The sequence below is a fragment of the Shewanella xiamenensis genome (assembly GCF_014647135.1).
Classification (GTDB): Bacteria; Pseudomonadota; Gammaproteobacteria; order Enterobacterales; family Shewanellaceae; genus Shewanella; species Shewanella xiamenensis.
The window spans coordinates 48,185-70,385 of record NZ_BMOP01000008.1; the positions used below are offsets into that span (position 1 = coordinate 48,185).

Below are 22,201 nucleotides of genomic sequence, written 5' to 3' on the forward strand. Positions count from 1 at the left end.
AACGAGGAATGATGTGTAGTTATTCTACTCAAATGACGAGTGACAAAGAGCAAGGGCTTGCCAGACGAACCCTTCGGGCAGCATTTGGCTGGCTTTTCTGCCGCGTTATCGTCCGTTTATGTAGAATAACTACACTGCACGGACTTTGCCTTGCATAAAAGCCAGCCACATTGCTGCAAAAATAACCCTGAAATGTCAACACGCCCTAGCTAACTCAGTAAAGACAGTAGCTTACTTAGGTTTGACCGATTAATATACGCACAACTTTTGTAATATAAATGTGATATAAAATGAAAAGGATTTTACCTCTACTGCTCCTGTGGCTAAGCCTGCCACTGCTTGCCCAAACGGTACCACAACTTCCCGTCGAGGCTTTTGCTAGTATTCCCGATGTCAGCTCTGTGCAATTGTCACCCGATGGTAAAAAAATTGCCTCCATTGTTCGTGTCGAACAACCTAAACTCAAGGGAACCGTTGTCAGCATTCTCGATTTAGAAACGGGTGAAAAAGGCGTTGCAGTTCATACTGATAACCAAAAATTTGTAATGCTGTCGTTAAGGTGGGCAAACAATACTACATTGTTAATAAAAGCTCAGTTTCCAGCAAATCGTTATGGAACACCAACAACCGAAACCCGCCTAGTTAAGTACGATTTAACCACACGAAAGACTTCGAGTGTACTCGCTCCTAGTGTTATCGATCGACTCAGTTGGATCCCACAACATCAAGGGCAAATTATCGATCTGATGCCAGATGACTCGGAACATATTCTGCTATCCCTTGATGGCATGGGCCAAAATGTAGGGGAAGACAGCGTACTCAAAGTCAATCTGTCACAGGGAAAGTCCTCCTACATTCAAAATGCTAAGCGTAATATCATCGGCTGGGTTACCGACAGGCAGCACAAGGTCCGAATTTCCATCTATAACGATGATACTGAATACCGCATCTACGAACAGCCCGAACAAAAAGCAGAGTCTCGCTTGCTTTGGAGCTTTAAAGCTTTCTCTGAAGAGAGTGTCTGGCCACTGGGGTTTGATGCCGACCCGAATATTCTGTACGTACGCGCCTATCACCAAGGATTTGAAGCTATCTTTAAGGTGAATTTAACCGATCCTAAGCTCACCAAGGAGCTGGTGTACGCCAACGAAAATACCGATGTCGAAGGCGATCTCATCTATTCAGAATTAAAGAAAAAAGTTATTGGGATCAGTGAGGGTGATGGCGAAGAGTATACTTTTTGGGATCCTGAATATGCGGGCCTACAAAATGGGCTGAAAGCGGTATTACCCAATGCTCACAACTACATCACCCAATTTAGCGCCAATGAACGCCGCTATATCGTCTACTCCACCAGCTCGACTCAGCCCGGCACTTATTACTTTGGCGATAGGGATGAGAAGGCGCTGTTTCCGATTGCTGAGAGATATAGCAAGCTCAGCAGCGAGCAACTCGCCGACACGCAATACTTAAGCTACGAAGCGCGGGATAAACTCAAAATCGATGCTTACCTGACAGTGCCAAAGGGCCTCGAAGCCAAGCAACTGCCAACCATTATCTTCCCCCACGGCGGCCCCATTAGTTACGACAGTAATGACTTCGATTATTGGGCACAGTTTTTTGCCAACCGTGGCTACGCAGTATTCAGAATGAACTTTCGGGGTTCAGCAGGCTATGGCTATGAGTTTATGAAAGCCGGCCTAAAAAGCTGGGGGCTCGAAATGCAAAACGATGTGGAAGATGGCACGCGTTACCTAATCAATCAAGGGATTAGCGATCCGCAACGTATCTGTATTGTCGGCGCGAGTTATGGTGGTTATGCAGCACTCATGGGCGCCGCAATGACACCCGAACTGTATCGCTGCGCAGTCAGTGTTGCTGGGGTGACAGACGTAGCTTACCTAGTAAAATCCAGTCGCCGTTTTACCAATTATGAAGTCGTCAAAGAACAAATTGGCGATGACTTTAACGTCCTCTATGAACGCTCGCCCATCAGCAAAGCCGATAAGATCACCATCCCAGTATTACTACTGCATGGCGATAAGGACCGAGTGGTCAAGGTACAACACAGCCGCGAAATGTTTGACGAGCTAAAATCTCGTAAGAAAAACGTCGAATATATTGAGCTTGAAAATGGTGACCATTATTTGAGTAACAATGACCACAGATTAACCACCTTTAAGGCGCTGGATAAGTTTTTAGCAGATAACCTAAAAACTCAGTTGTAGCATCAAAGCCAAATATAAAAAACGCGACTCAAGGTCGCGTTTTTTATATTTAGCTCAACTCAAAAGCTTAAGCGTAAGAATGCTCACCGTGTTGGTGATCGGTTACGTCACGCACACCCGTTAATTCACCTGGGAACATATCTAACAGTTGTTTTTCGATACCATCCTTTAAGGTGATATCCACTTGCGAACAACCATTACAACCGCCGCCGAACTGCAATACTGCAACGCCTTCTTTGGTGATCTCCACCAACATAATGTTGCCGCCATGGCTTGCTAATTGTGGGTTGATTTCTGATTGGATCACGTATTCGATACGCTCCACTAAAGGCGCATCACCCGCAACTTTACGCATTTTCGCGTTTGGCGCTTTAAGGGTTAATTGCGAACCTAATTGATCGGTCACAAAGTCAATTGAGGCTTCTTCTAAGAAAGGTGCACTCTTTTCGTCTACCATAGCGCTAAAGCCATTGAATGCTAATTCAATATCATCGCTCTCAACGGCATCAGGTGGACAGTAAGACACGCCACACTCAGCTTGTGCGGTACCTGGGCTTATCACAAATACACGAATATGAGTGCCTTCAGGTTGATCTGCTAACAACTTTACAAAATGGGCTTGAGCCGCATCGGAAATCGTAATCATGGAAACCAGCTCCGTCAGGGGATACCTGAGTGTTTTAGTAAGAATTAGCCGTATGATACTCCTAGTCACTCGCGCTTTGTAGTCCCCTTGGGCGCAAGTTTATGGATTTTTGCCATAGTGATCACGATTCAAGCCTTATTTAGCAATTTATAAATAACACTTAAACATCAGCATTATGCATGAGTAAACAAGCATTAATAAAAAGAAAAGCGACTCAATTGAGTCGCTAAAAAGATCCTATAAAAGACAAATTATTTTGCGGCTTCTTGTCCGGCGATACGGCCAAAAACAATGATATCTGTATAAGCATTACCACCGAGACGATTGGTTCCATGGGTTAACCCCGTCACTTCACCCGCAGCAAATAAGCCCGGAATGACTTTTCCTTGTTCATCCAGTACACGAGTACGTGTATCAACCACAAGGCCGCCCATCGTATGGTGCACAGAAGGTGTCGCTTTTAAAATCCAATAAGGTCCTTTACTTAAATCGACTAATCCTGAGCGATGATTAAAGGCCTCATCCTTTCCTGTTGCGGCATAGTGATTAACGTCTTTAATCGTTGATAACAGCTTATCTTCAGGAATATTAAAGACTTTAGCGGCTTCTTCTAGGGTATCGACCTTGTACATTAGCCCATCTTTTGTGAATTCCTTCAGTTCACCTTGATGCATTTCAACTGTATGGGCAACGTTTTCAATGTCTTGATTCCAAAGCACATAAGTATAGCGGCCTGGCTGGGCTAGAATAGCCTGTGAAATCACATCTCGACGCTCCAATTCCTCAACAAAACGCTCACCCTTCTGGTTGATTAACACCGCACCAAAAAAACGAGAGTCTGCAATCAAGGCTATCGCGCCCGAGGTTGGGCTACAAATAGGATATGACTGGATATATCCCATGTTTTTAGCCGCTGCGTGAATTTTCTCTGCCATAACAATGCCATCACCGGTGCCGCCCGCATGGCCTGTACTACCATAGCGCTCGTCGAGTTCTGGATTGTATTTCTTACGCATCTCCATATTAGAGGAGAAACCACCCGTCGCAATCACAACACCGCGTTTAGCATGGTAAGTAATGGTTTTACCATTATGTGTCGCTTCTACACCCACAATGCGACCCGTTTGATCTTGGATTAACTTTTCAGCCTTAGTATTGGTATGGATCGGTAAACCGACTTCATCAGCTTTAATCGAAAACTTACTAATGACCTCAGCCCCAGTATGACCTTTAGGGATTAATGCCCGTTTAACGCTGTGTCCACCAAACTGAAATAATTGATCTGGGTAGAATTCTACTTTGACGTAATCCCTTAGCCATTCTGCTGCACCGACGGCATTATCGACCATGGTTTTAACCATTTCAGGATCACCTTTGAAATCGCCACCTTTTAGCGTGTCGCTTATAAACAGCTCTTTGCTATCGGTAATCCCCATATTTTTTTGCACCCAACTACCGGCCACATTCATCTCAGCGCCAGAGATCAATGAGTTACCACCAATAATTGGCATTTTTTCAATAATAACAGCGGAGCGACCTGCAGCTTTCGCCTCTAAACCCGCGCTAAAACCTGCTCCACCCGAGCCAATAATCACCACATCATAGGTATATTCTGCAGGGGTTAACGCCTCACTTTTCTTAGCAGAAGCCGTTGCAACAAGAGTAACTCCCGCGGCTTCAATACTTTTCCCCACAGCTTCTTTAAGCGCTTTAGACGTTACGGTGGCGCCAGCAATGCCGTCAACCTCGATAGAGTTATTATCAATAATTGCCTGTTTAACATCTTTAAATACGGCGCCAGCAAGGACTTTATTTTCCTTTTGCTTGAGTACATCAATCGCAACAATATGTCCGTCTTTAAATGTGGTTTCGACCTGCACTTCGCCATGCTTACCTTGAGCTGTTCCCTGGCTTTTTACTATTTGATGGGTCACTTGACAGCCAGCAATAATTACTGTTGCAGTGACAGCAATACCAATAATGGATTTTTTATATTGCATTACAATTCCCTTATTATTTTTGATGAAAAATAGAACAACACCAAATTAAATGAGATTTAACTTATTAAAATTCGATAACCGATTAAAACTGATAACCAACAGATACACCGTATTCAATCCCATCATTATATTGTGATCCCCAGCTATCATAATGAGTGACATATATTTTTGAAAAAATTGAATCAGTGAGGCTTGTTTGTAATGTTGTGATTATCTGATGGCCATAGCTGTCATATGAAAATAATGCTTGATGCGCTTTATCTCTATCAATTTGCGCCTCATAATTCAAACTTAAGCTATGTTTAAACCCTAGTAATTCAAACGGATACTTTGCATTTAAAACTACTGCATAACCTGACAGGTCGTTAAACTTCTCAGAGGTAGGGGAAAAGCTACCAATGGTATAATTTAAACCGACCCCATAGTTGAGTGATAGATTTTGAATTTTTGCATTATGGGTAACACCTAAATAAATATTATCTTCCACTAGCGTTTCACTCGCAGAGATAAAGTTCTGAGTCCAAAAGTTGAACTGCGATTCTCCGAGCTTATTTTCAAGTATCAATAATGACTTAATGGTAGTTTTGCCATCAAGGTGCTTCTGATTTTCCGCGATTTCAGCAGGATTTTCGAGCTTAAGATTAGCAAAGTAAGTCCCCCAATCAGCAATTCCCAAATGATTCAACTTTACAAAAGGCTGATTAAAAACACCTGGGTTATCATGTTTTGCGTCACTGGTATAAAACTTATAACCTAAATCCACGCTAGTTTTATTCACATCAGCACATACTGAACCACTAAATACTATTGTACTAACTAAAATAGATGCCACACTTTTTTTACACATAGAACCCTCTCAACCATGTATTCTAGGAAGTATTTTTAAATACCTGCCAACCAGTAAACTTTATATAATAACGTTACTACGAATAATATGATGACTATGTGATCTAAGCACGACAGTGCTTTTGCATTTTAAAAGTGTGTGGTTTTATGCAGTAAAATTACAACTCCAATTATTTAATTGTTAGATATTTCTAATCTAGCGGTAAATAAATTATTTTTAGATGAGCTAGTAAAAATCCAACCCAGTTGATTTGCGAGGCGCTTCACCAGTAAAAGCCCTAAACCAAATCCATGGCGACCATTACTATTATAGGAATTAGTTATTTCTACATAATAACCATCTTGAGTAATGCTAATATCCATCCCACCATGTTCAATACTATTCCTTAATAAATTGCTTAATATTATTTTTAGCGGATGAAGTTGAACGGGCAAACAAGTATCGTCAGAAAATAATTGAATTTTTTGCTCATGACCATGAACCCGTTGCTGCTCCTCGATAATACTGGCAAGTAAAGGCGATAACGCGACGTTTTCCTTTTCTAAGCTGGAACACTCTTTATTAGTCAACCACAGTAAGGTTTCAATGAGTGACTTCATTTGATTGGTCGCTTGGGAAGCATACAGCGTTGGCCCTGTAAGCTCACCTTGTTGTAATGCGAGGATTTCGAATGAAGATTGGCATATGGCAACTGGCGTTCTTAACTCATGGCTAGCAAAGCGTAAAAAATTAAGTTCGCGTTGCTGAGCCTCTTGAAGCTGTAAAATCGAGTTATCTAAAGCATCAACAATAGCTTTTAATTCAGCATATTCTTGTTGCGGCAAACTCAGTTTGCCTCCGGCTTCCCAGTCATGCTGCTTAATCGCATGGCTAATTTGATGCACAGGCGTAATCACTTTGCTTTGCATATAAAACGCTAAGCTTGCACTGGCACAGAAGGTTATCAGCACTAGCAGCAAAATGGCCGTCATGTTTTTAGGGGCAAATTGCAAGTCATGGGTAACACTAAACTGCAGCCAAACGTAGAGCGGCTGGCCAGCTTGGGGGTAGTACACACTCAGCGCGTTAACAATGGGGCCTTCTGCATGCTCATAGCGAATTTTGCTCGCATCTGTTAAGACTTCATTGTGACTTAACTCACGAATGTGTGGCGGAATATCTAGCCAATGAGAATAGACGGTTAAGTTATCGGTTTTTAGAATCGGCTGATGCTGTAATGGTTGCTGAGTTGGCTGCGCCACCTTCAGTAATGCTTCGGCTGCTTGCCCTGCATTATGCATTGTGACTTCATGCATAGAAATCATACCTGCACACATCATGCAAAGCGGGATAAAACTATTCACGCCTAAGGTTATTAATAGAAAAATCACTCCCCACACTTGATAGCTACGCTTAAGGCTAAATTTAGGCGCTTGCATTGATGTCATCCCTAAGGCTTAAGCCAACGCCACGAATTGTATGTAATATTTGCCGCTCAAAGGGGCGATCGATCACTCGGCGCAAAAGATGAATATGGCTGCGCAAGCTGTCACTATCTGGTGCACAGTCGGGCCAAAGCATTCGCTCAATCTCTTCTCTACTCACGGTTTCTGGACTACGACGCGCTAATAAAGCCAGGATCTGCCATCCGGTTTTAGACAAAACCAGCAGTTGCCCTTGCCGATACACCATGTGGTTTGCAAAATCGATTTCTAGGTCACCAATAGCCAACCTTTGGGGCGCGGGACGGCGCTGGGCAACCACCTTTAGCCGCGCGACCAGCTCCTCCATCGCAAAGGGTTTGACTAAATAATCGTCCGCGCCAACAGCAAAACCACTCAAGCGATCATTCAGACTACTACGTGCAGTTAACATGATTACTGGTGAGGGAATGCACTGTGCTTTCCAGCGTTCACACGCCTCAATGCCATCACCATCCGGTAAATTAAGATCGAGAATAATGGCGTCAAACTGCTGCTGGCTGATCAATATTTCGGCTTGCGCTAGGTTGAACGCGTAATCACACTCTATGCCACTCAATTCAAGATATTGGATGATGTTGTTAGAAAGAAGCCGATTGTCTTCAACCAGTAATACCAACATATTTAGATCAACTCATATTGATGGGCCAGATGAATTAAGTTTGCTCTATTCGTCGCCCCAAACTTCCTACGCATTGATTCCATATGATATTCAACTCCCCTAATGCTTATCGGGAGCTGGATTGAAATTTCATCATTCTGCAGGCCGTTTGCGACCATAACTAAGATATCTCTCGCATTATCTTTCAGTAGAGAACTTTGAAGAAACGGATTAAACAATGACTTATTACATTCAAATAGCTTGTTTTGGGCATCCTTTAAGGTCGCGCTCAAATCCGTTAATTGGATATCCGAATCATCCAGATGACTCAGCAGGATAAAGCGACCCACCCAATGTCGATTGCTATGGCATCCAACGGGCCAACTTAATACGGTCTGAATATGGTGTTTATTGAAAAGTCGGCGGGCCTTGTCACTTTTCTCACACGACAAGCGATACATATAAGATTTTGATGTATCTAACGAAAAACCAAAATTAAAGTCACTAGCGGCAATCTGACTTAAATAAAAACGCTGCAATTGGGCAACTTTAGGGGATGAAGCTACGCTGGCAGTGGGTTTACGCAGCGAGACTTGCGAGAACAGGTTGGTTTCTTTTGGAAAGTGATAGTTTTCATACGCACAATGTGCGACCCCTTGAAACCAGAATCCACTAAAACCGTGCGGTTTCAAAGCAGTACTTATCGCTTGAATAACGTCTTGTAATGTCGATGCCGTATTGGCATTTGATAGCGCCCGTTTAGCGTCCATAAATACCCCCAAACAAAATATGATTAGAAGGTATCTCAATACAAGCAACAAACAAAACTTATAGATACATATACTTACATTTGATCTCAAAACTAAAAGTTATTTTTTACATCCCGTTTTTTTGACATAGTTTTGACGTTCGTAACGCTAAACTGCAACGATCTTTGCTAACTATAAGTCGATTGCCTCCAACAAGCCTGGCGCTTCGGCTCGTGCAAGACACCATATTTGAACATGCACGTATCGCGCTTCAAATAAACGGGCGATTTCCGCAACCGTCGTGCCTGTCGTCACCACATCATCCACTAACGCAATCCGTTGATAGGCAAAATCGGCATTTAACTCAAAGGCATCCTGTAGATTTCGTCGCCGCTGCGCGCCATTGAGTCCAGCTTGTGGGCGGGTATCTTGCAGCCGAACCAATCCGTCACTGATCAGAGGGAGCGAGAGCTGCTTCGATAACTCATGTGCGATGAGCCAAGCTTGATTAAATCCGCGCTGCCTTAATCGGTTGGGGTGTAAAGGAACTGGTACTATGGCCTGTGGTAGAGTGGTTAATCCTTGCTGTTCAAGCTGACCGACGCGCGCCACTAAGGCTTGGCACAATAGGGGTAAGGCGGCGAGTTGTCCCTGATATTTGATAGCGGCTATCCAAGGGCCAAAGCCTTGATGATAACTACAAGGAGCGATGACTTTTCGCGGCTGATGCTTTTGGCATTGACCACAATATTCCAGCTCAAGTTGCATGGATTTGCCGCAACCTAAGCAAATGGGGCTGTGATACAAGCCAGTTTGCAGGCATACCTGGCAAAATCCTGCTTCCGTTGAATTTAGGGATTGGTGGCACAGTAAGCAGCGGTTAGGTAAACTGCCTGCCAAGCAACGATGCACCCAATGCGAGACTAAGCGTAATAGCTTCGCCCCCTGTTGCGACCAAATCCATTTGCTATCGCCCGACATACAACATCCTATTTGAGGTATTTTAGTGAACGCTACAACGTCTACTCATCATCCCCAACTGCATATCGAAACCATTGGCCAAGGGCCAGATCTGGTGATGATCCACGGTTGGGGGGTTAATAGCGCCGTGTTTACACCGATGCATGAGCAACTGTCTGAGTATAGAGTGCACTATGTCGATCTGCCGGGTTTTGGCTTAAGCCAACCGATAGCGGGCGATTTATCTGCTTGGGTCGATGCGTTAATCAGTAGCTTACCCGCCAATGCAATTTGGGCTGGCTGGTCGCTGGGCGGTTTAGTGGCAACTCAAGCTGCCATTCGCTATCCATTGCAAATTAAAGGGTTAGTCACTATCGCCTCTTCCCCCTGTTTTATGGCAAGGGAAGAAGAAGCATGGCCCGGTATCCCGCCACAAGTACTCAGTATGTTTGGCGAACAGCTTGGGCAAAATTTACCAAAAACCATTGAACGTTTTTTAGCAATTCAAGCCATGGGCAGTGAAACCGCCAAAGAAGACATCAAACAGCTACGGGATTTAGTCTTAGCTCGCCCACTTCCCGATGCTGCGGCATTAACTCAAGGCCTTGATATGCTGAATCAAATTGATCTCAGACCGCAGCTACCCAGCATCAGCCTACCTTGGCTACGGATTTGGGGCAGGCTTGATGGACTCGTGCCCAAACGCGTACAACCTAAAATGCCAACTGCAAGCCACATCACCGATGTGATGCTCGCCAAAGCCTCCCACGCGCCATTTGTGTCACATAGGCAAGAATTCTTACAAGCACTCTTACCTTGGTTGGCACAATTCAAGGACTAATGCTTTATCTTTGTGCAATTAGTGGCTAGTATTTAACCATTAAGGCTACAAGGAATTTTTCATGCTGCTTGTCAGTAACTACCCCCAAGTTCCGCTAGCGACCACGAATGTCGCGACGGACTCGGCTCGGGTCGACAATCAGCTAAAACCAGTGGTTATCCCACCTCAGGCTGCGACTAAAGGCCATGAAGAACGCGCCTTTAACCCGCAAAATGAACGTACCGCTGACCAAGCTCAGCAACAGGCTCGATTACTTGAGCAAAATCAGCAACAAGTTCAACAAAAGCAGCAGCAACAGCAATCCTCGCAGCAACAGAGTCAACAACAGCAAGAAAAACAAGCTCCAGTTGTGGCTGCTGATCGCGCACTTCCTAAAACGCTTAGGGTGCCAGTCCGAGGTCCTGCGGCCTTGCAACGCAAGGATATTCGCTTAAAGGTTGGCCAAAACAATACTCCGCCAACAAATACTAATGCAAAAACCAATACCAGCGCCGCTCGTCAATCTATACAAGGTGAGTCACCTCAGTTTTATCAACAAGTTGGGCAACGTATTAGCCAATATTATGCGCAGCAGACTCAACCAGAGGCCGAGCCCGCCATGTCGTCATGGATTTGATGGGTTATGGCGTGTAGAAATAAAAATGCCGCTGATTAAGCGGCATTTTTTATGCGGTTATTTGCTCGAGTTACCCGAGCGATACAGCTCTTGCTGGTAGGCTAGGCTGCCCCACAGAGCCCAACTTAAGGCCTTTTTCTCCAGCGCCTGCGCCGCAGGCGCATAAGGCGTTAAGTGCTCAGTTTTTTCATCATATTGGAAACCTTGCGCCGCTTTCTCTGGCTGTAGGATAACCACATCTTTACCTTCCATCAGGGCAAAGTTTTTATCGTATTGCATCAGTGCACGCCCAGGCCAATCATCGCTGACCTGAGTTAAGTCACGCCCTAACATAGGGTAAGAGTCCGAAATACCAATCAAAGATAACAAGGTTGGCGGTAAGTCGATTTGACTCACGATACGGTGATCGCGTTTTGGTGCAACATTATCCCCAAGGATTAACCCAGGAATACGGAAACGCGATACTGGTACCAGATCCGCACCACCGACTCGACTGTCATGGTCAGCTACCACAATAAAGACGGTGTCCTTCCAGTAGTCGGCATTTTTGGCCAGCTTAAAGAACTCACCAATCGCATAATCGGCATATTTTGCCGCGTTATTACGGGTTTGTTTTGGTTGCTCATACAGCTCAATACGGCCATCGGGGAATTCGAATGGATCGTGGTTACTCGAGCTAAACACTAAACTAAAGAACGGTTTACCTTCGCTATGCAGACGCTCAAACTCACTATTTGCCTTACGCATTAAATCTTCATCAGAAGCACCCCAAGAGCCGACAAACGCAGGAGATTTATAATCCTTCTGATCGATAATGTCGCTAAAACCATTCCCGAGGAAGAAGCTACGCATATTGTCAAAATGGCTCTCACCACCATAGATAAATTGGGTGGTATAGCCGTGATTTTTTAACAATTCAGCGATACTGAAGAAACCCGTCTGGCTCTTGCCTAATTTCACCACCGCACGGGCTGGCGTAGGGGTAAAACCAGTCGTAACAGCTTCAATTCCGCGCACAGAGCGTGTGCCAGTGGCGTAGAGATTATCGAAATACCAACCTTCCTGTGAGAGGGCATCGATATTCGGCGTTAACGGCAAACCGCCTAAACTCCCCACAAAACGGGCTCCCAGACTTTCTTGCAGCAAGATCACTAAATTTTTAGGCTTTCCGGTATAACTGGCTTGGTTAAAGCTCAGAGAGGGAAGTTCATTTGAGGTAAACGCACTCTCAGGGCGACCGCTCTCCTGCCTAATGACCTTGATAATCTCATCTTTGTCCAAGGAGCCATACACCTTAGAAGCATCTTCCTCACTGCCCATTTGTTTGATCGCAAATACTAAAGAATAAGCGGAGTTAATCACTAAGGAGTTTACTAATGGATCATCGGCAAATGCCACCATCGCAGGGTTAATCGGTCTATGACCTAAGGTTGAACGCGCACCCAATAGGGTCAAAATGATAACCAGCACGGCTAACACCGGGCGCCAATACCAACGGGGGAAACGCAGGTTTTTACACAACTTACCGCTCAATACCCAGCCGCCCCATAGGGTTGCGATACTCAGCACCACAGAAAAAATCAGCTCAAGCTTGCGTCCCGCCCACAGCATCGACAGCACTTCTTTGGGATAAATCAAATACTCCACATACAAACGATTAGGGCGAATGCCGTATTCCTCAATAAAGGCGGGCGTCGACACTTCGAGGAATAAGATAGTCCAGAGGCCTATGGTTAGCCATAAACGCAGAATCCATTGCCATGCTCGGCCAATCAAATGATCGCCCGAAAATATCGCCGTACCTAAAGCAGCCACACCCCATAACCAACATAGGGTTGCAATATCGACACGAATACCTTGCAGCAACAAATGCGACCAACCGTCAACAGCAGCTACACGTTCGCCCTGCCACAGGCCTAAACCGATTCGGCTAGCGGTAGCAATAGCCAGTACTAACAGACTGAAAATAAGAATGACGCGAAAGGGCCCGTGGGCGCCCTTGCGTCCACCAGCAGATAAACCTGACTGCATGTATTACCCCAAAAACATTAAACGCACACTCAGCTTTGGAGTGTCAATTTGAAAAATTACCAGAAGTTGCTATATGACAACCGATCTGGCTTAAGGTTGCATTAAATTGCCGCCTTTATATTACCTGTCGTAGCAAACATGCAACAATTTTGTGATTGAGGGGTAAAAAATGTCGACTCGGGCACATGCTAATGCCCGAGTCACATCGAGATGACTTACTTTTTCAGCTTAGCGAAAGCATCAGCAAAGGCATTGCCCATCGCCGCATTGACAGGGGCTGGCTTGGGTGCTGACCGCCCAGACTGAGGTTGTGATGATTTGTGCTGTGACGCTTTGTGCTGATTCGGCTTGTTACCCTGATGCTTACCCTGCACTGGCGTGCGAGTTTGCGACTTACTCTGATCAATCGCCTCATCCAGACGCATACTCAGGCCAATTCGGCGGCGCTCCACATCCACTTCCATCACCTTCACTTTTACCACATCACCCGCTTTGACCACGGTATGGGGATCAGTAATAAATTTGTCGGTTAATGACGAGATATGCACTAAACCATCTTGGTGCACGCCGATATCCACAAAGGCACCAAAGTTAGTCACGTTGGTGACAACGCCTTCGAGGATCATCTCAGGCTTGAGATCCTTAAGCTCTTCAACCCCATCTTTAAACTTAGCGGTTTTAAACTCGCCACGGGGGTCACGGCCAGGTTTATCCAGCTCGCTAAGGATGTCGGTCACTGTCGGCAGACCAAACTCAGGAGTCGTAAACTCCTGCGGTTTGATGTTGCGTAATAATTCTGAATTGCCGATAAGGCTCGCCACATCGACTTGTTTGGTCTTGGCAATCGTTTCGACCAACGAATAGGCTTCGGGGTGAACCGCTGACATATCCAATGGATTATCGCCGTCACGAATACGTAAAAAGCCTGCGGCTTGCTCAAAGGCTTTAGGGCCTAAACGCGGTACTTTTAACAGCTCTTTACGATTTTTGAAGGCGCCGTTGGCATCGCGGTAATCCACCACGTTTTTGGCCAAGGTTTTATTTAAACCTGCAACTTGCGATAGCAAAGGCACAGACGCCATGTTTAAGTCCACGCCCACACCGTTTACGCAATCCTCGACCACGGCCTCGAGCGAGCTAGAAAGCTGGCTTTGACTCACATCGTGTTGATATTGACCAACGCCAATAGACTTAGGCTCAATCTTCACCAGTTCCGCTAATGGGTCCTGTAAACGACGGGCAATTGAGACCGCGCCGCGAATCGAAACGTCTAGCTCAGGGAATTCCAGCGCCGCCAGCTCTGATGCGGAATACACCGAGGCGCCCGCTTCGCTCACCATCACTTTGGTCAGCTGTGGTTGGCTATCCTTGAGGCTGGCGATCAACTCAGCCGCTAATTTATCGGTTTCACGGGAGGCGGTGCCGTTACCAATCGCAATTAACTCTACCTTATGCATTTGCACTAAGTTGGCCAGGGTACGAATCGACTTGTCCCATAAATTCTGTGGTGCATGGGGGAAAATCGTGGTGTGTGCCACCAACTTACCCGTGTTATCCACCACGGCGACTTTAACGCCAGTACGTAGACCTGGGTCTAAGCCCATGGTTGCCTTGGCGCCCGCTGGCGCGGCCATCAGCAAATCACCCAAGTTACGGGCAAATACGTTAATGGCTTCCGCTTCGGCGCGCTCACGCATTTGCGAGATAAACTCGGTTTCCATTTGCAGGGCAATTTTAATTCGCCACGTGGCAGTAACGACCGTTTTGAGCCACTGATCCACACTGCTATCGCCCAGCTTTAAGCCTAAATGCTCACTAATAATGACTTCACAGTAACTGCCTTGACCGGCCTCTGCACCGGGATCGGCATTCATCGATAACGACAGGAAGCCTTCATTACGGCCACGGAGCATAGCTAAGGCGCGGTGAGATGGCACTTTGGCCAAAGGTTCGTTGTGCTCGAAATAATCGCGAAACTTCGCGCCTTCCTTCTCTTTGCCGGCGATAACACGGCTCTCTAACACACTGTTTTGGCTTAAATGTTCGCGAACTTTACGCAGTAATTCCGCATCTTCGGCGTAGCGCTCCATTAGGATATAGCGGGCGCCTTCCAGCACCGCTTTAGTGTCGGCAAAACCCGCCTCTAGATTCAGATAACCCGCAGCTAATGCTTCAATATCGGCATTGCGATCCGCTAACAAGGTTTCAACCAGCGGCTCTAATCCCGCTTCAATGGCAATTTGGCCCTTAGTGCGGCGCTTGGGTTTGAAGGGAAGATACAGATCCTCGAGACGCGTTTTACTATCGGCGCCTTCGATTTCCCGTTGCAACTCAGGCGTTAATTTACCCTGCGCTTGAATGCTGGATAAAATCACCTGACGTCTGTCATTTAACTCACGCAAATAACCTAAACGGCTGTACAGCGTACGTAACTGGGTGTCGTCTAAACCACCAGTCGCCTCTTTACGATAACGGGCGACGAAGGGAACAGTGGCACCATTGTCGAGCAAATCTATGGTGGCAGTGACTTGATGCTCACGAACATTGAGTTCCTGAGCAATAATTTGGGCAATAGTCTGCATAAATAAAGTATCGTGCCTAACGGTTTGATTAATCCTAATTGCGCCCAAGATACCACAGGCGCAGTCGTTGTTTCATATGATGCGAGCGATTTGCCGCTGAAAATCGCCGAGAGTTTGATCTCGCGAGGTTTATTCCCCCTCGTCCGCGAGCGACGAGTCAAGCAAGGTGTCGAACGGCGTATAACGGATTTCGTTGATATACCATGTCTTTGGGCCAGAGGGCGTTTGCACCACCACTTCATCATCAACTTGTTTGCCAATAAGCGCCCGTGCCATGGGGGAATCAATAGTGATATAACCCAGTTTAGTATCGAGCTCATCTTTACCGACAATCCGATAACGCACCCGCTCACCCGCGTCGTTTTCAAGCTCAAACCAAGCACCAAAGTAAATTTTGCCTTCCTGCTGCGGAGAATAGTCGACAATTTTGAGTTCTTCGAGGCGCTTAACCAAATAGCGGACACGACTATCTATTTGACGTAAAAGCCTTTTGTTGTAAGTGTAATCCGCATTTTCACTTCGATCGCCCTGCGCGGCAGCCTCTTGCACTTTGAGGGTGATCTGCGGGCGATATTCTTTCCACAGGTATTTTAATTCTTTATCTAAGGTCATCCAGCCTTGGCGGGTGATCAAATGCGCTTTCATGTTAAGACTCTATAGTTAACTAAAACGAGCATAATTTTAAACAGGCGTGCACTGATGATACTCAGAGTCGTCGCCAAAGTTAAGGACTAGCAAAAAGCACCGCTACCAGAAATGCCAATTTAGTTACAATTTCATATGTATAGTGAATATATTCAACGATTCCCATGCAATTTCATTTGCTTAGTATTAACATGAGTTGGCAATTTGTCGCATTCGACCGTCGTTGGCTTACATCATGAGCTAGTCGCTCAGATTGAATCCAGCTATATTAAGCGCATTCTTAGCAGATTCGTTTTCAATTTCAGCCAGTTAATCTTTGTTGTATGACGGCATAAAAAATAAAAGCAATAATCCGAGCAATTTAAGGACATCCCATGGGACAAGAAACCTCGAAAATCCTCGTTGTCGATGATGATATGCGCCTACGAGCACTACTCGAGCGTTACCTGATGGAGCAAGGCTATCAGGTACGCAGTGCGGCCAATGCTGAGCAGATGGACCGTTTACTGGAGCGAGAAAACTTTCATTTGATTGTGCTCGATCTGATGTTGCCCGGGGAAGATGGCTTATCTATCTGCCGTCGTCTGCGTCAACAGGGCAGCACCATTCCGATTGTGATGCTCACCGCCAAAGGCGATGAAGTCGACCGCATTATCGGCTTAGAACTCGGTGCCGATGATTATCTACCAAAACCCTTTAACCCACGGGAATTATTGGCGCGGATTAAAGCGGTGATGCGCCGCCAAATACAGGATGTGCCCGGCGCGCCCGCGCAGCAAGAAGCCGAAATTAGCTTTGGTGAGTTTTCCCTCGACCTAGCAACCCGCGAGATGTACCACGGTGATGAAGCCATCGCGCTGACCAGTGGCGAATTTGCGGTATTAAAAGTGTTAGTTACCCATCCACGCGAACCGTTATCGCGGGACAAACTGATGAACCTCGCCCGTGGCCGTGATTATTCGGCGCTCGAGCGCTCGATTGACGTGCAGGTATCGCGTCTACGGCGCTTAATTGAAAAAGACCCCGCTAATCCGCGCTACATTCAAACCGTGTGGGGATTAGGCTATGTATTTGTGCCCGACGGTGCCGCCCGTCGATGAGCTGCTTTTGGCCTGTTGTTGACGCTTTTTTGGCACGACTATGAAACTTAAGTGGTGGCAGCGACTCCTTCCACGCAGCGCCTTTAGTCAAACGGTACTGCTGATTGGTTGTTTGCTGCTGATCAATCAGCTGGTGTCCTATGTCACTGTCGCTGTGTATGTGTTGAAACCCAGCTATCAACAAATCAACCAGTTAATCGCCCGTCAAATCAATCTGTTATTTGTCGATGGTGTCGATATCGGCCGCGAGCATTTAACCATAGTCGATGCGCTCAATGCCAAAGTCCGCGACGATGGCATGAAGGTGTATAACCAACAGCAAGCCCGTGAAGCTGGCATCGAACAAGCCACCTACTACGGTTTTTGGTCATCACAGATGTCGGAATATCTCGGTGGCGATGCCGAAGTCCGTGTTACCCACGGCAGTGTTTTGCAAATTTGGATCCGCCCACCGCAGGCGCCGTCTGTGTGGATTAAAGTGCCGCTGATTGGGCAAAATGTTTCCGACTTGTCGCCACTGACCTTGTACTTGATGGTGATCGGCGCACTCAGTGTTGCCGGCGGATGGTGGTTTGCTCGCCAGCAAAACAGACCATTAAGGCGCTTACAAAAAGCCGCGATCTCGGTGTCCCGTGGCGAGTTTCCCGATCCTTTGCCGCTTAAAGGCTCCAGCGAACTGGTGGAAGTGACCAACGCCTTTAACCAGATGGCCCATAGCATGAAGCAGCTAGAGCAAGATCGTGCACTGTTGATGGCGGGAATTTCCCACGATTTGCGCACGCCGCTGACCCGCATCCGCCTTGCCTCTGAGATGATGGTTGAAGAAGATCAATATCTTAAAGACGGTATCGTCAACGATATTGAAGATATGGATGCCATTATCAGCCAATTTATTGCCTATATTCGCCAAGATCAGGAAGCCAGCCGCGAGCTCGGGCAAATTAATAAACTCATTCAAGATATTGCCCAGGCCGAAGCCAACCGCGACGGTGAAATTGAAGTCGTGCTGAGCGATTGCCCCGAGGCCTTATTTCAAGGGCTGGCGATTAAGCGGGTTCTCAGCAATCTGGTCGAAAACGCCTTTCGTTATGGATCTGGCTGGGTGCGGATAAGCTCGCAATTTGACGGCAAACGCATCGGCTTTAGCGTTGAAGATAATGGCCCAGGGATAGATGAATCACAAATTCCTACACTCTTCCAACCTTTTACCCAAGGTGATATTGCCAGAGGCAGTGTCGGCTCAGGGCTTGGGCTCGCCATCATCAAACGGATTATCGACCGCCACCAAGGCCAAATTACCCTCTCGAATCGCGCCGCAGGCGGTTTAAAAGCCCAAGTTTGGCTACCGCTAGAATAATCTCAAAATCATAATGACAACGCTGACATTTGATTGGTTCTGTCATATTTATGTCACGCGAAATTCATAAACTTTAGGAAGTTAACTTACCTTAAGTTTCCAATGAAGATTGCATCATGAAGATTTCGACCTTGTCACGTACTGCTTCAGCGCTGTTGTTATTGCTTGCGGGATTATTAGCAGCAGTAGTACTTTGGAGTAGCGATCAAAGACAGCAGATTGAGCAACAAACCCAAGTACTCCAAGGCCTGCAACAGGACTTTCTCGTAGGTGTGCGCCGCGATCTTGATGGCTATTTAACCAGCGGCAACGCGACCCAACTCGAAGAAGCCAAAGCCAAGCTGAGCAAAATCAAAAACCAACTCAGCGAACTCAACCTTGCCGAATCAGGTAATGCCGATGAGGAATTACAGGCCGGCCTGAATCAATTTATTCAAGACTTAGACACTAAATACCGCGCGGCGGGCAAACTCGCAGGTAACCCAAGACAACTGCTGGCTCACGCCGAATCCGAAATGCTCGACTATAACCGCAGGCTTGGTAGCTATGCCGACAAAGGCTTAGTCGTTAATGCAGCAATAGCCGAGCAATATTTGCAATTAAGCCGTGACTTTCCCAGCATTGTTTATCAACTGTCGCAGCTTACCGATGGCTATCTCATTGATAAAAACCAGCAACTTAAGAATATTCTCGACAGCACCAGTAAAGCGCTTAACCAATGGCGCGATCAACTCAACGCCCTGCCATTAATCGGTGTATATGAACAACAGGAAGCCGATGAATTTGCCCTCGGTGCAAGTGAGCCAGAGCAAATTGAAGTGGGCGAAAATGATCGCAACGAGCTGCTAAGCCTTGCCAATCGATACAATAAAGAAGTCGCCAACACCCACCAATTGCTCCAAGCCAATCAGGAGATGCAAGCGCAATTAATTCAAGCGATTGGCAGAGTTGAACAGCAGCTCATTGCCCTCGGTGAAGCCCAAGCGGCCAAAAACCAACAGCTCAAATATGAGTTACAAGTCATTCTTTATGCGATGGTTTCGATTATGACGCTGTTTGCTATCGGCTATTTAATCCTGCAACAGAACCGCGTGGTTAAACCCCTTAAACGCCTCAATCAAGCCTTTATGCAATTAAGCGAGTCCAACAGCCGTGAACGTTTGGACATCAATCGCCGCTGCGAAACCGGCCAAATTGCAGGGCATTTTAATCAGCTACTGCATCGCTTTGAACAGGAAGATGAACTCCAGCGCCAACAGATGACTAAGGTTTCTCAATCCTTAAGTCAGCTGGTCGCGCGCATTACTCAACTGTCGCAGCATACCGAACACACTCAGACCATAGTCGCCGACACGCAGTCGCAAACCGAGCATATCCGTAGCCTCGCCAATGAGGTCAGCCATACCTCGGCCCTTGTTGAACAAAGCGCGGCCGAAACCATGCGCCAAATGCAGTCGAGCCAAGCCGAGGCCGAAGCGGTACTGAGTGCCACAGAGCAAACCCAAACGGCGGTTGGCCTTTGCCATGCCTCGCTCGAAAGCCTGAATAACTCGGTAGCAGATGTGGCTAAAATCATTGATGTGATTGGCAATATCGCCGAGCAAACTAATTTACTGGCACTTAATGCCGCCATTGAAGCCGCCCGCGCAGGCGAGCAAGGGCGCGGTTTTGCCGTGGTCGCCGATGAGGTGCGCAGCCTTAGCCAGCGTACTCAGGTATCGTTAAATGAAATTGTGAAAATCCTACATCAGCTCACCCAATCTAACCTTGCTCTCGGCGAGAGTGTCGATGGCATTGCCCAAGCGACCAATAGCCAAAAACAGCGGGCACAGAGCCTATGGCAAATGGCACAAACCGTACAAAATCAAGCGAGTGAAATGGCCAATACCGCCAAACAAGGCTCGCTCAACGCCAAGGAACAGGTGGATTACCTCGATGAATTTGTTCGCAGCATGGATAACCTGAAAGACCAAGCGCAAACCAGTTCGCAGCAGAGCGAAGTCATCGCCCAAGAAGTGCAGCAAAGCGTGGAAAATATCGAAACCAGTTTAGGTATTGCCGGCAGTCGTGTCGTGCCAATGCGCGCGGCTTAAGCTTAAGCACATAAAAAATGGCAGCAAGAAAATAATCTTGCTGCCATTTACAGGGATTAACGAGCGTTAGTCGTTAACGAGCATTAGTCGTCAATGCGGCAACTGTGGATTTGCATGCCATCAAACTGACATTCCACATTAACCCATTTACCATCAAAGGTCGCTAATGAGGCATCACTAGCATGGTAACCCCACAGACTGTTCTGGCTCACCTTTCCGGCTAGCTCCAGCTCATTACTCTGCTGTTCAAGATCAATTTCCTTCACTAGCCATTGGCCATCGGCTAATTCAACACCTTCAATTTGCAGCCATTTTTGATCAAGATTTGCAAGGGTTAAGCCATCATCAAACAGGGTTCTCGCGTCGATAATAAAGGTAAAGCCATTGATTTGTAGCTGGTTATTGCTATCGAGCGTAGCTCGCCCTTCAAGCTCAAACTTGTTACCTAAATCGGGTAATGGGTCACCCGCATCTGAACTTTCAAAGTCGACCTCTTTGGCCCACAGGCCCTGCGCAGTAGATTGAATATCCACCTCTAGGCGCTTACCTTCCAGCAAATTGGCGCGATTACCATCTTCAAATTGAGTCTGTTCATTCACATAGAGTCGTGTGCGGCTATTAAGCTCAAACTGGCTCTTGTCTTGGTTAACCCAAGTTACTGTGCCCTCTAACTCCATCTCGTTGAACGTCGGCGCATCATTCGCATCTTCCACCTCGACTTCATGGGCCCTAAATACGGCGCCTTCCAATTTACCTTCAACCTCAACCCACACGCCTTCGGCGAGCTGCCCCTCTGGGCTGATACCAGCGTAATCGATCAAGGCTGAGCCTAGGCGGAATTGCTGCGCAACAGGATCAAGCTCTGTTACTCGACCTTCGATTTCAGCAATTGCGAGATTAGGGAAAAGGTTAATCGACTCTACCTGCCATTGTCCGACCACTGTGGGATAGCCATTTACCGCCACCCAATCGCCCTTTTTATATTGGCTAGCTGATGCAACGGCTAACTGTATGCCATTGACCGTAATATTATTTTGATTGATGGCACTGATTTCACCAACCAGCGCAGGATCGACAGCAACCGTTTTAGCCTGCTGACCTTGGTTAACCAAATCTAGGCGCATCCCCACTTGAATAGCTTTGGCATCCAGTGGTTGTTGTTGATAACGAATATCTGCATTGGCGATATTAATCTTGTATCCATTCACAGTGATCTGTTGGTGGTCTGCGGACACTTGAGTCACAGTCCCCATCACTTTAGCGGGTAAATTCGCGGGAGGTGGCGTCACATCCGTTGATGAACCGTCGCCACCACAAGCGGTTAATAGTAATGCGCTAATACCTACTAAGTGCTTATTCATTTTTTTCTCCCTTATTTACCTTGTTAAATCAACGGCTGGCATCTTAGTATGGGAAACGTCAAGCAAACGTGAAGAAATGAAGAT

17 protein-coding genes are annotated in these 22,201 nt (G+C 46.5%); 6 read left to right on the forward strand and 11 right to left on the reverse strand.

Features of this window, described 5'->3' with window-relative positions; genetic code table 11:
* Window positions 1-290 precede the first annotated feature (290 nt).
* Window positions 291-2,228, forward strand: coding sequence for an alpha/beta hydrolase family protein (locus IEY09_RS09305; RefSeq protein ID WP_144345314.1), 1,938 nt, complete (start codon window positions 291-293; stop codon window positions 2,226-2,228).
* A 67-nt stretch (window positions 2,229-2,295) separates the two neighbouring features.
* On the opposite strand, the gene nfuA is transcribed toward IEY09_RS09305, so the two are convergent.
* The 7 genes from nfuA to IEY09_RS09340 form a co-directional block, all read right to left on the reverse strand.
* Window positions 2,296-2,874 carry a Fe-S biogenesis protein NfuA gene (gene nfuA / locus IEY09_RS09310; RefSeq protein ID WP_037423725.1) on the reverse strand — a complete coding sequence of 193 codons (579 nt, stop codon included), beginning with the start codon at window positions 2,872-2,874 and terminating at the stop codon, window positions 2,296-2,298.
* Window positions 2,875-3,125: 251 nt separating this feature from the next.
* The gene (urdA, locus tag IEY09_RS09315) at window positions 3,126-4,874 is read right to left on the reverse strand and encodes a urocanate reductase (RefSeq protein WP_188870804.1); all 1,749 of its coding nucleotides are present in this window, start codon (window positions 4,872-4,874) and stop codon (window positions 3,126-3,128) included.
* A gap of 82 nt (window positions 4,875-4,956) precedes the next feature.
* Entirely contained in the window at window positions 4,957-5,721 is a 765-nt protein-coding gene (locus tag IEY09_RS09320) for a nucleoside-specific channel-forming Tsx family protein (RefSeq protein ID WP_088586356.1), read from the reverse strand.
* 173 nt (window positions 5,722-5,894) lie between these two features.
* The gene (locus IEY09_RS09325) at window positions 5,895-7,139 is read right to left on the reverse strand and encodes a sensor histidine kinase (RefSeq protein WP_188870806.1); all 1,245 of its coding nucleotides are present in this window, start codon (window positions 7,137-7,139) and stop codon (window positions 5,895-5,897) included.
* Window positions 7,126-7,803: a response regulator transcription factor gene (locus IEY09_RS09330; protein ID WP_088586358.1), complete on the reverse strand. Its 678-nt coding sequence runs from the start codon at window positions 7,801-7,803 to the stop codon at window positions 7,126-7,128. The genes IEY09_RS09325 and IEY09_RS09330 overlap by 14 nt, the downstream gene beginning before the upstream one ends.
* A gap of 2 nt (window positions 7,804-7,805) precedes the next feature.
* Window positions 7,806-8,552, reverse strand: a complete 747-nt coding sequence (locus IEY09_RS09335; RefSeq protein ID WP_188870808.1) for a response regulator transcription factor — start codon at window positions 8,550-8,552, stop codon at window positions 7,806-7,808.
* A 171-nt stretch (window positions 8,553-8,723) separates the two neighbouring features.
* Window positions 8,724-9,512, reverse strand: a complete 789-nt coding sequence (locus IEY09_RS09340; RefSeq protein WP_188870810.1) for a ComFC family protein — start codon at window positions 9,510-9,512, stop codon at window positions 8,724-8,726.
* Between the two features lie 25 nt (window positions 9,513-9,537).
* Between IEY09_RS09340 and bioH the strand changes: the two genes are divergently transcribed.
* Both bioH and IEY09_RS09350 read left to right on the forward strand, forming a co-directional pair.
* On the forward strand, window positions 9,538-10,332 hold the full coding sequence (gene bioH / locus IEY09_RS09345; RefSeq protein WP_188870812.1) for a pimeloyl-ACP methyl ester esterase BioH: 795 nt from the start codon (window positions 9,538-9,540) through the stop codon (window positions 10,330-10,332).
* A gap of 61 nt (window positions 10,333-10,393) precedes the next feature.
* Window positions 10,394-10,948 carry a hypothetical protein gene (locus IEY09_RS09350; RefSeq protein WP_188870814.1) on the forward strand — a complete coding sequence of 185 codons (555 nt, stop codon included), beginning with the start codon at window positions 10,394-10,396 and terminating at the stop codon, window positions 10,946-10,948.
* Between the two features lie 57 nt (window positions 10,949-11,005).
* Here IEY09_RS09350 and IEY09_RS09355 read toward each other — a convergent pair whose 3' ends face one another.
* The 3 genes from IEY09_RS09355 to greB form a co-directional block, all read right to left on the reverse strand.
* Entirely contained in the window at window positions 11,006-12,979 is a 1,974-nt protein-coding gene (locus IEY09_RS09355) for an LTA synthase family protein (protein WP_069453971.1), read from the reverse strand.
* A 215-nt stretch (window positions 12,980-13,194) separates the two neighbouring features.
* Window positions 13,195-15,561 carry a Tex family protein gene (locus IEY09_RS09360; protein ID WP_188870816.1) on the reverse strand — a complete coding sequence of 789 codons (2,367 nt, stop codon included), beginning with the start codon at window positions 15,559-15,561 and terminating at the stop codon, window positions 13,195-13,197.
* Between the two features lie 129 nt (window positions 15,562-15,690).
* The gene (greB, locus tag IEY09_RS09365) at window positions 15,691-16,206 is read right to left on the reverse strand and encodes a transcription elongation factor GreB (protein ID WP_037423740.1); all 516 of its coding nucleotides are present in this window, start codon (window positions 16,204-16,206) and stop codon (window positions 15,691-15,693) included.
* A gap of 374 nt (window positions 16,207-16,580) precedes the next feature.
* On the opposite strand from greB, the gene ompR reads away from it, so the two are divergent.
* From ompR to IEY09_RS09380, 3 genes are all read left to right on the forward strand, one after another.
* Window positions 16,581-17,306 (forward strand): osmolarity response regulator transcription factor OmpR, encoded by a 726-nt coding sequence (ompR, locus tag IEY09_RS09370; RefSeq protein WP_037423742.1) that lies wholly within the window; start codon window positions 16,581-16,583, stop codon window positions 17,304-17,306.
* A 40-nt stretch (window positions 17,307-17,346) separates the two neighbouring features.
* Window positions 17,347-18,663 (forward strand): two-component system sensor histidine kinase EnvZ, encoded by a 1,317-nt coding sequence (gene envZ / locus IEY09_RS09375; RefSeq protein WP_037423745.1) that lies wholly within the window; start codon window positions 17,347-17,349, stop codon window positions 18,661-18,663.
* A gap of 116 nt (window positions 18,664-18,779) precedes the next feature.
* Window positions 18,780-20,756 carry a methyl-accepting chemotaxis protein gene (locus IEY09_RS09380; RefSeq protein WP_188870818.1) on the forward strand — a complete coding sequence of 659 codons (1,977 nt, stop codon included), beginning with the start codon at window positions 18,780-18,782 and terminating at the stop codon, window positions 20,754-20,756.
* An 83-nt stretch (window positions 20,757-20,839) separates the two neighbouring features.
* Here IEY09_RS09380 and IEY09_RS09385 read toward each other — a convergent pair whose 3' ends face one another.
* Complete coding sequence (locus IEY09_RS09385; RefSeq protein WP_188870820.1) at window positions 20,840-22,117, reverse strand: DUF5666 domain-containing protein; 1,278 nt, start codon at window positions 22,115-22,117, stop codon at window positions 20,840-20,842.
* Window positions 22,118-22,201: the final 84 nt, after the last annotated feature.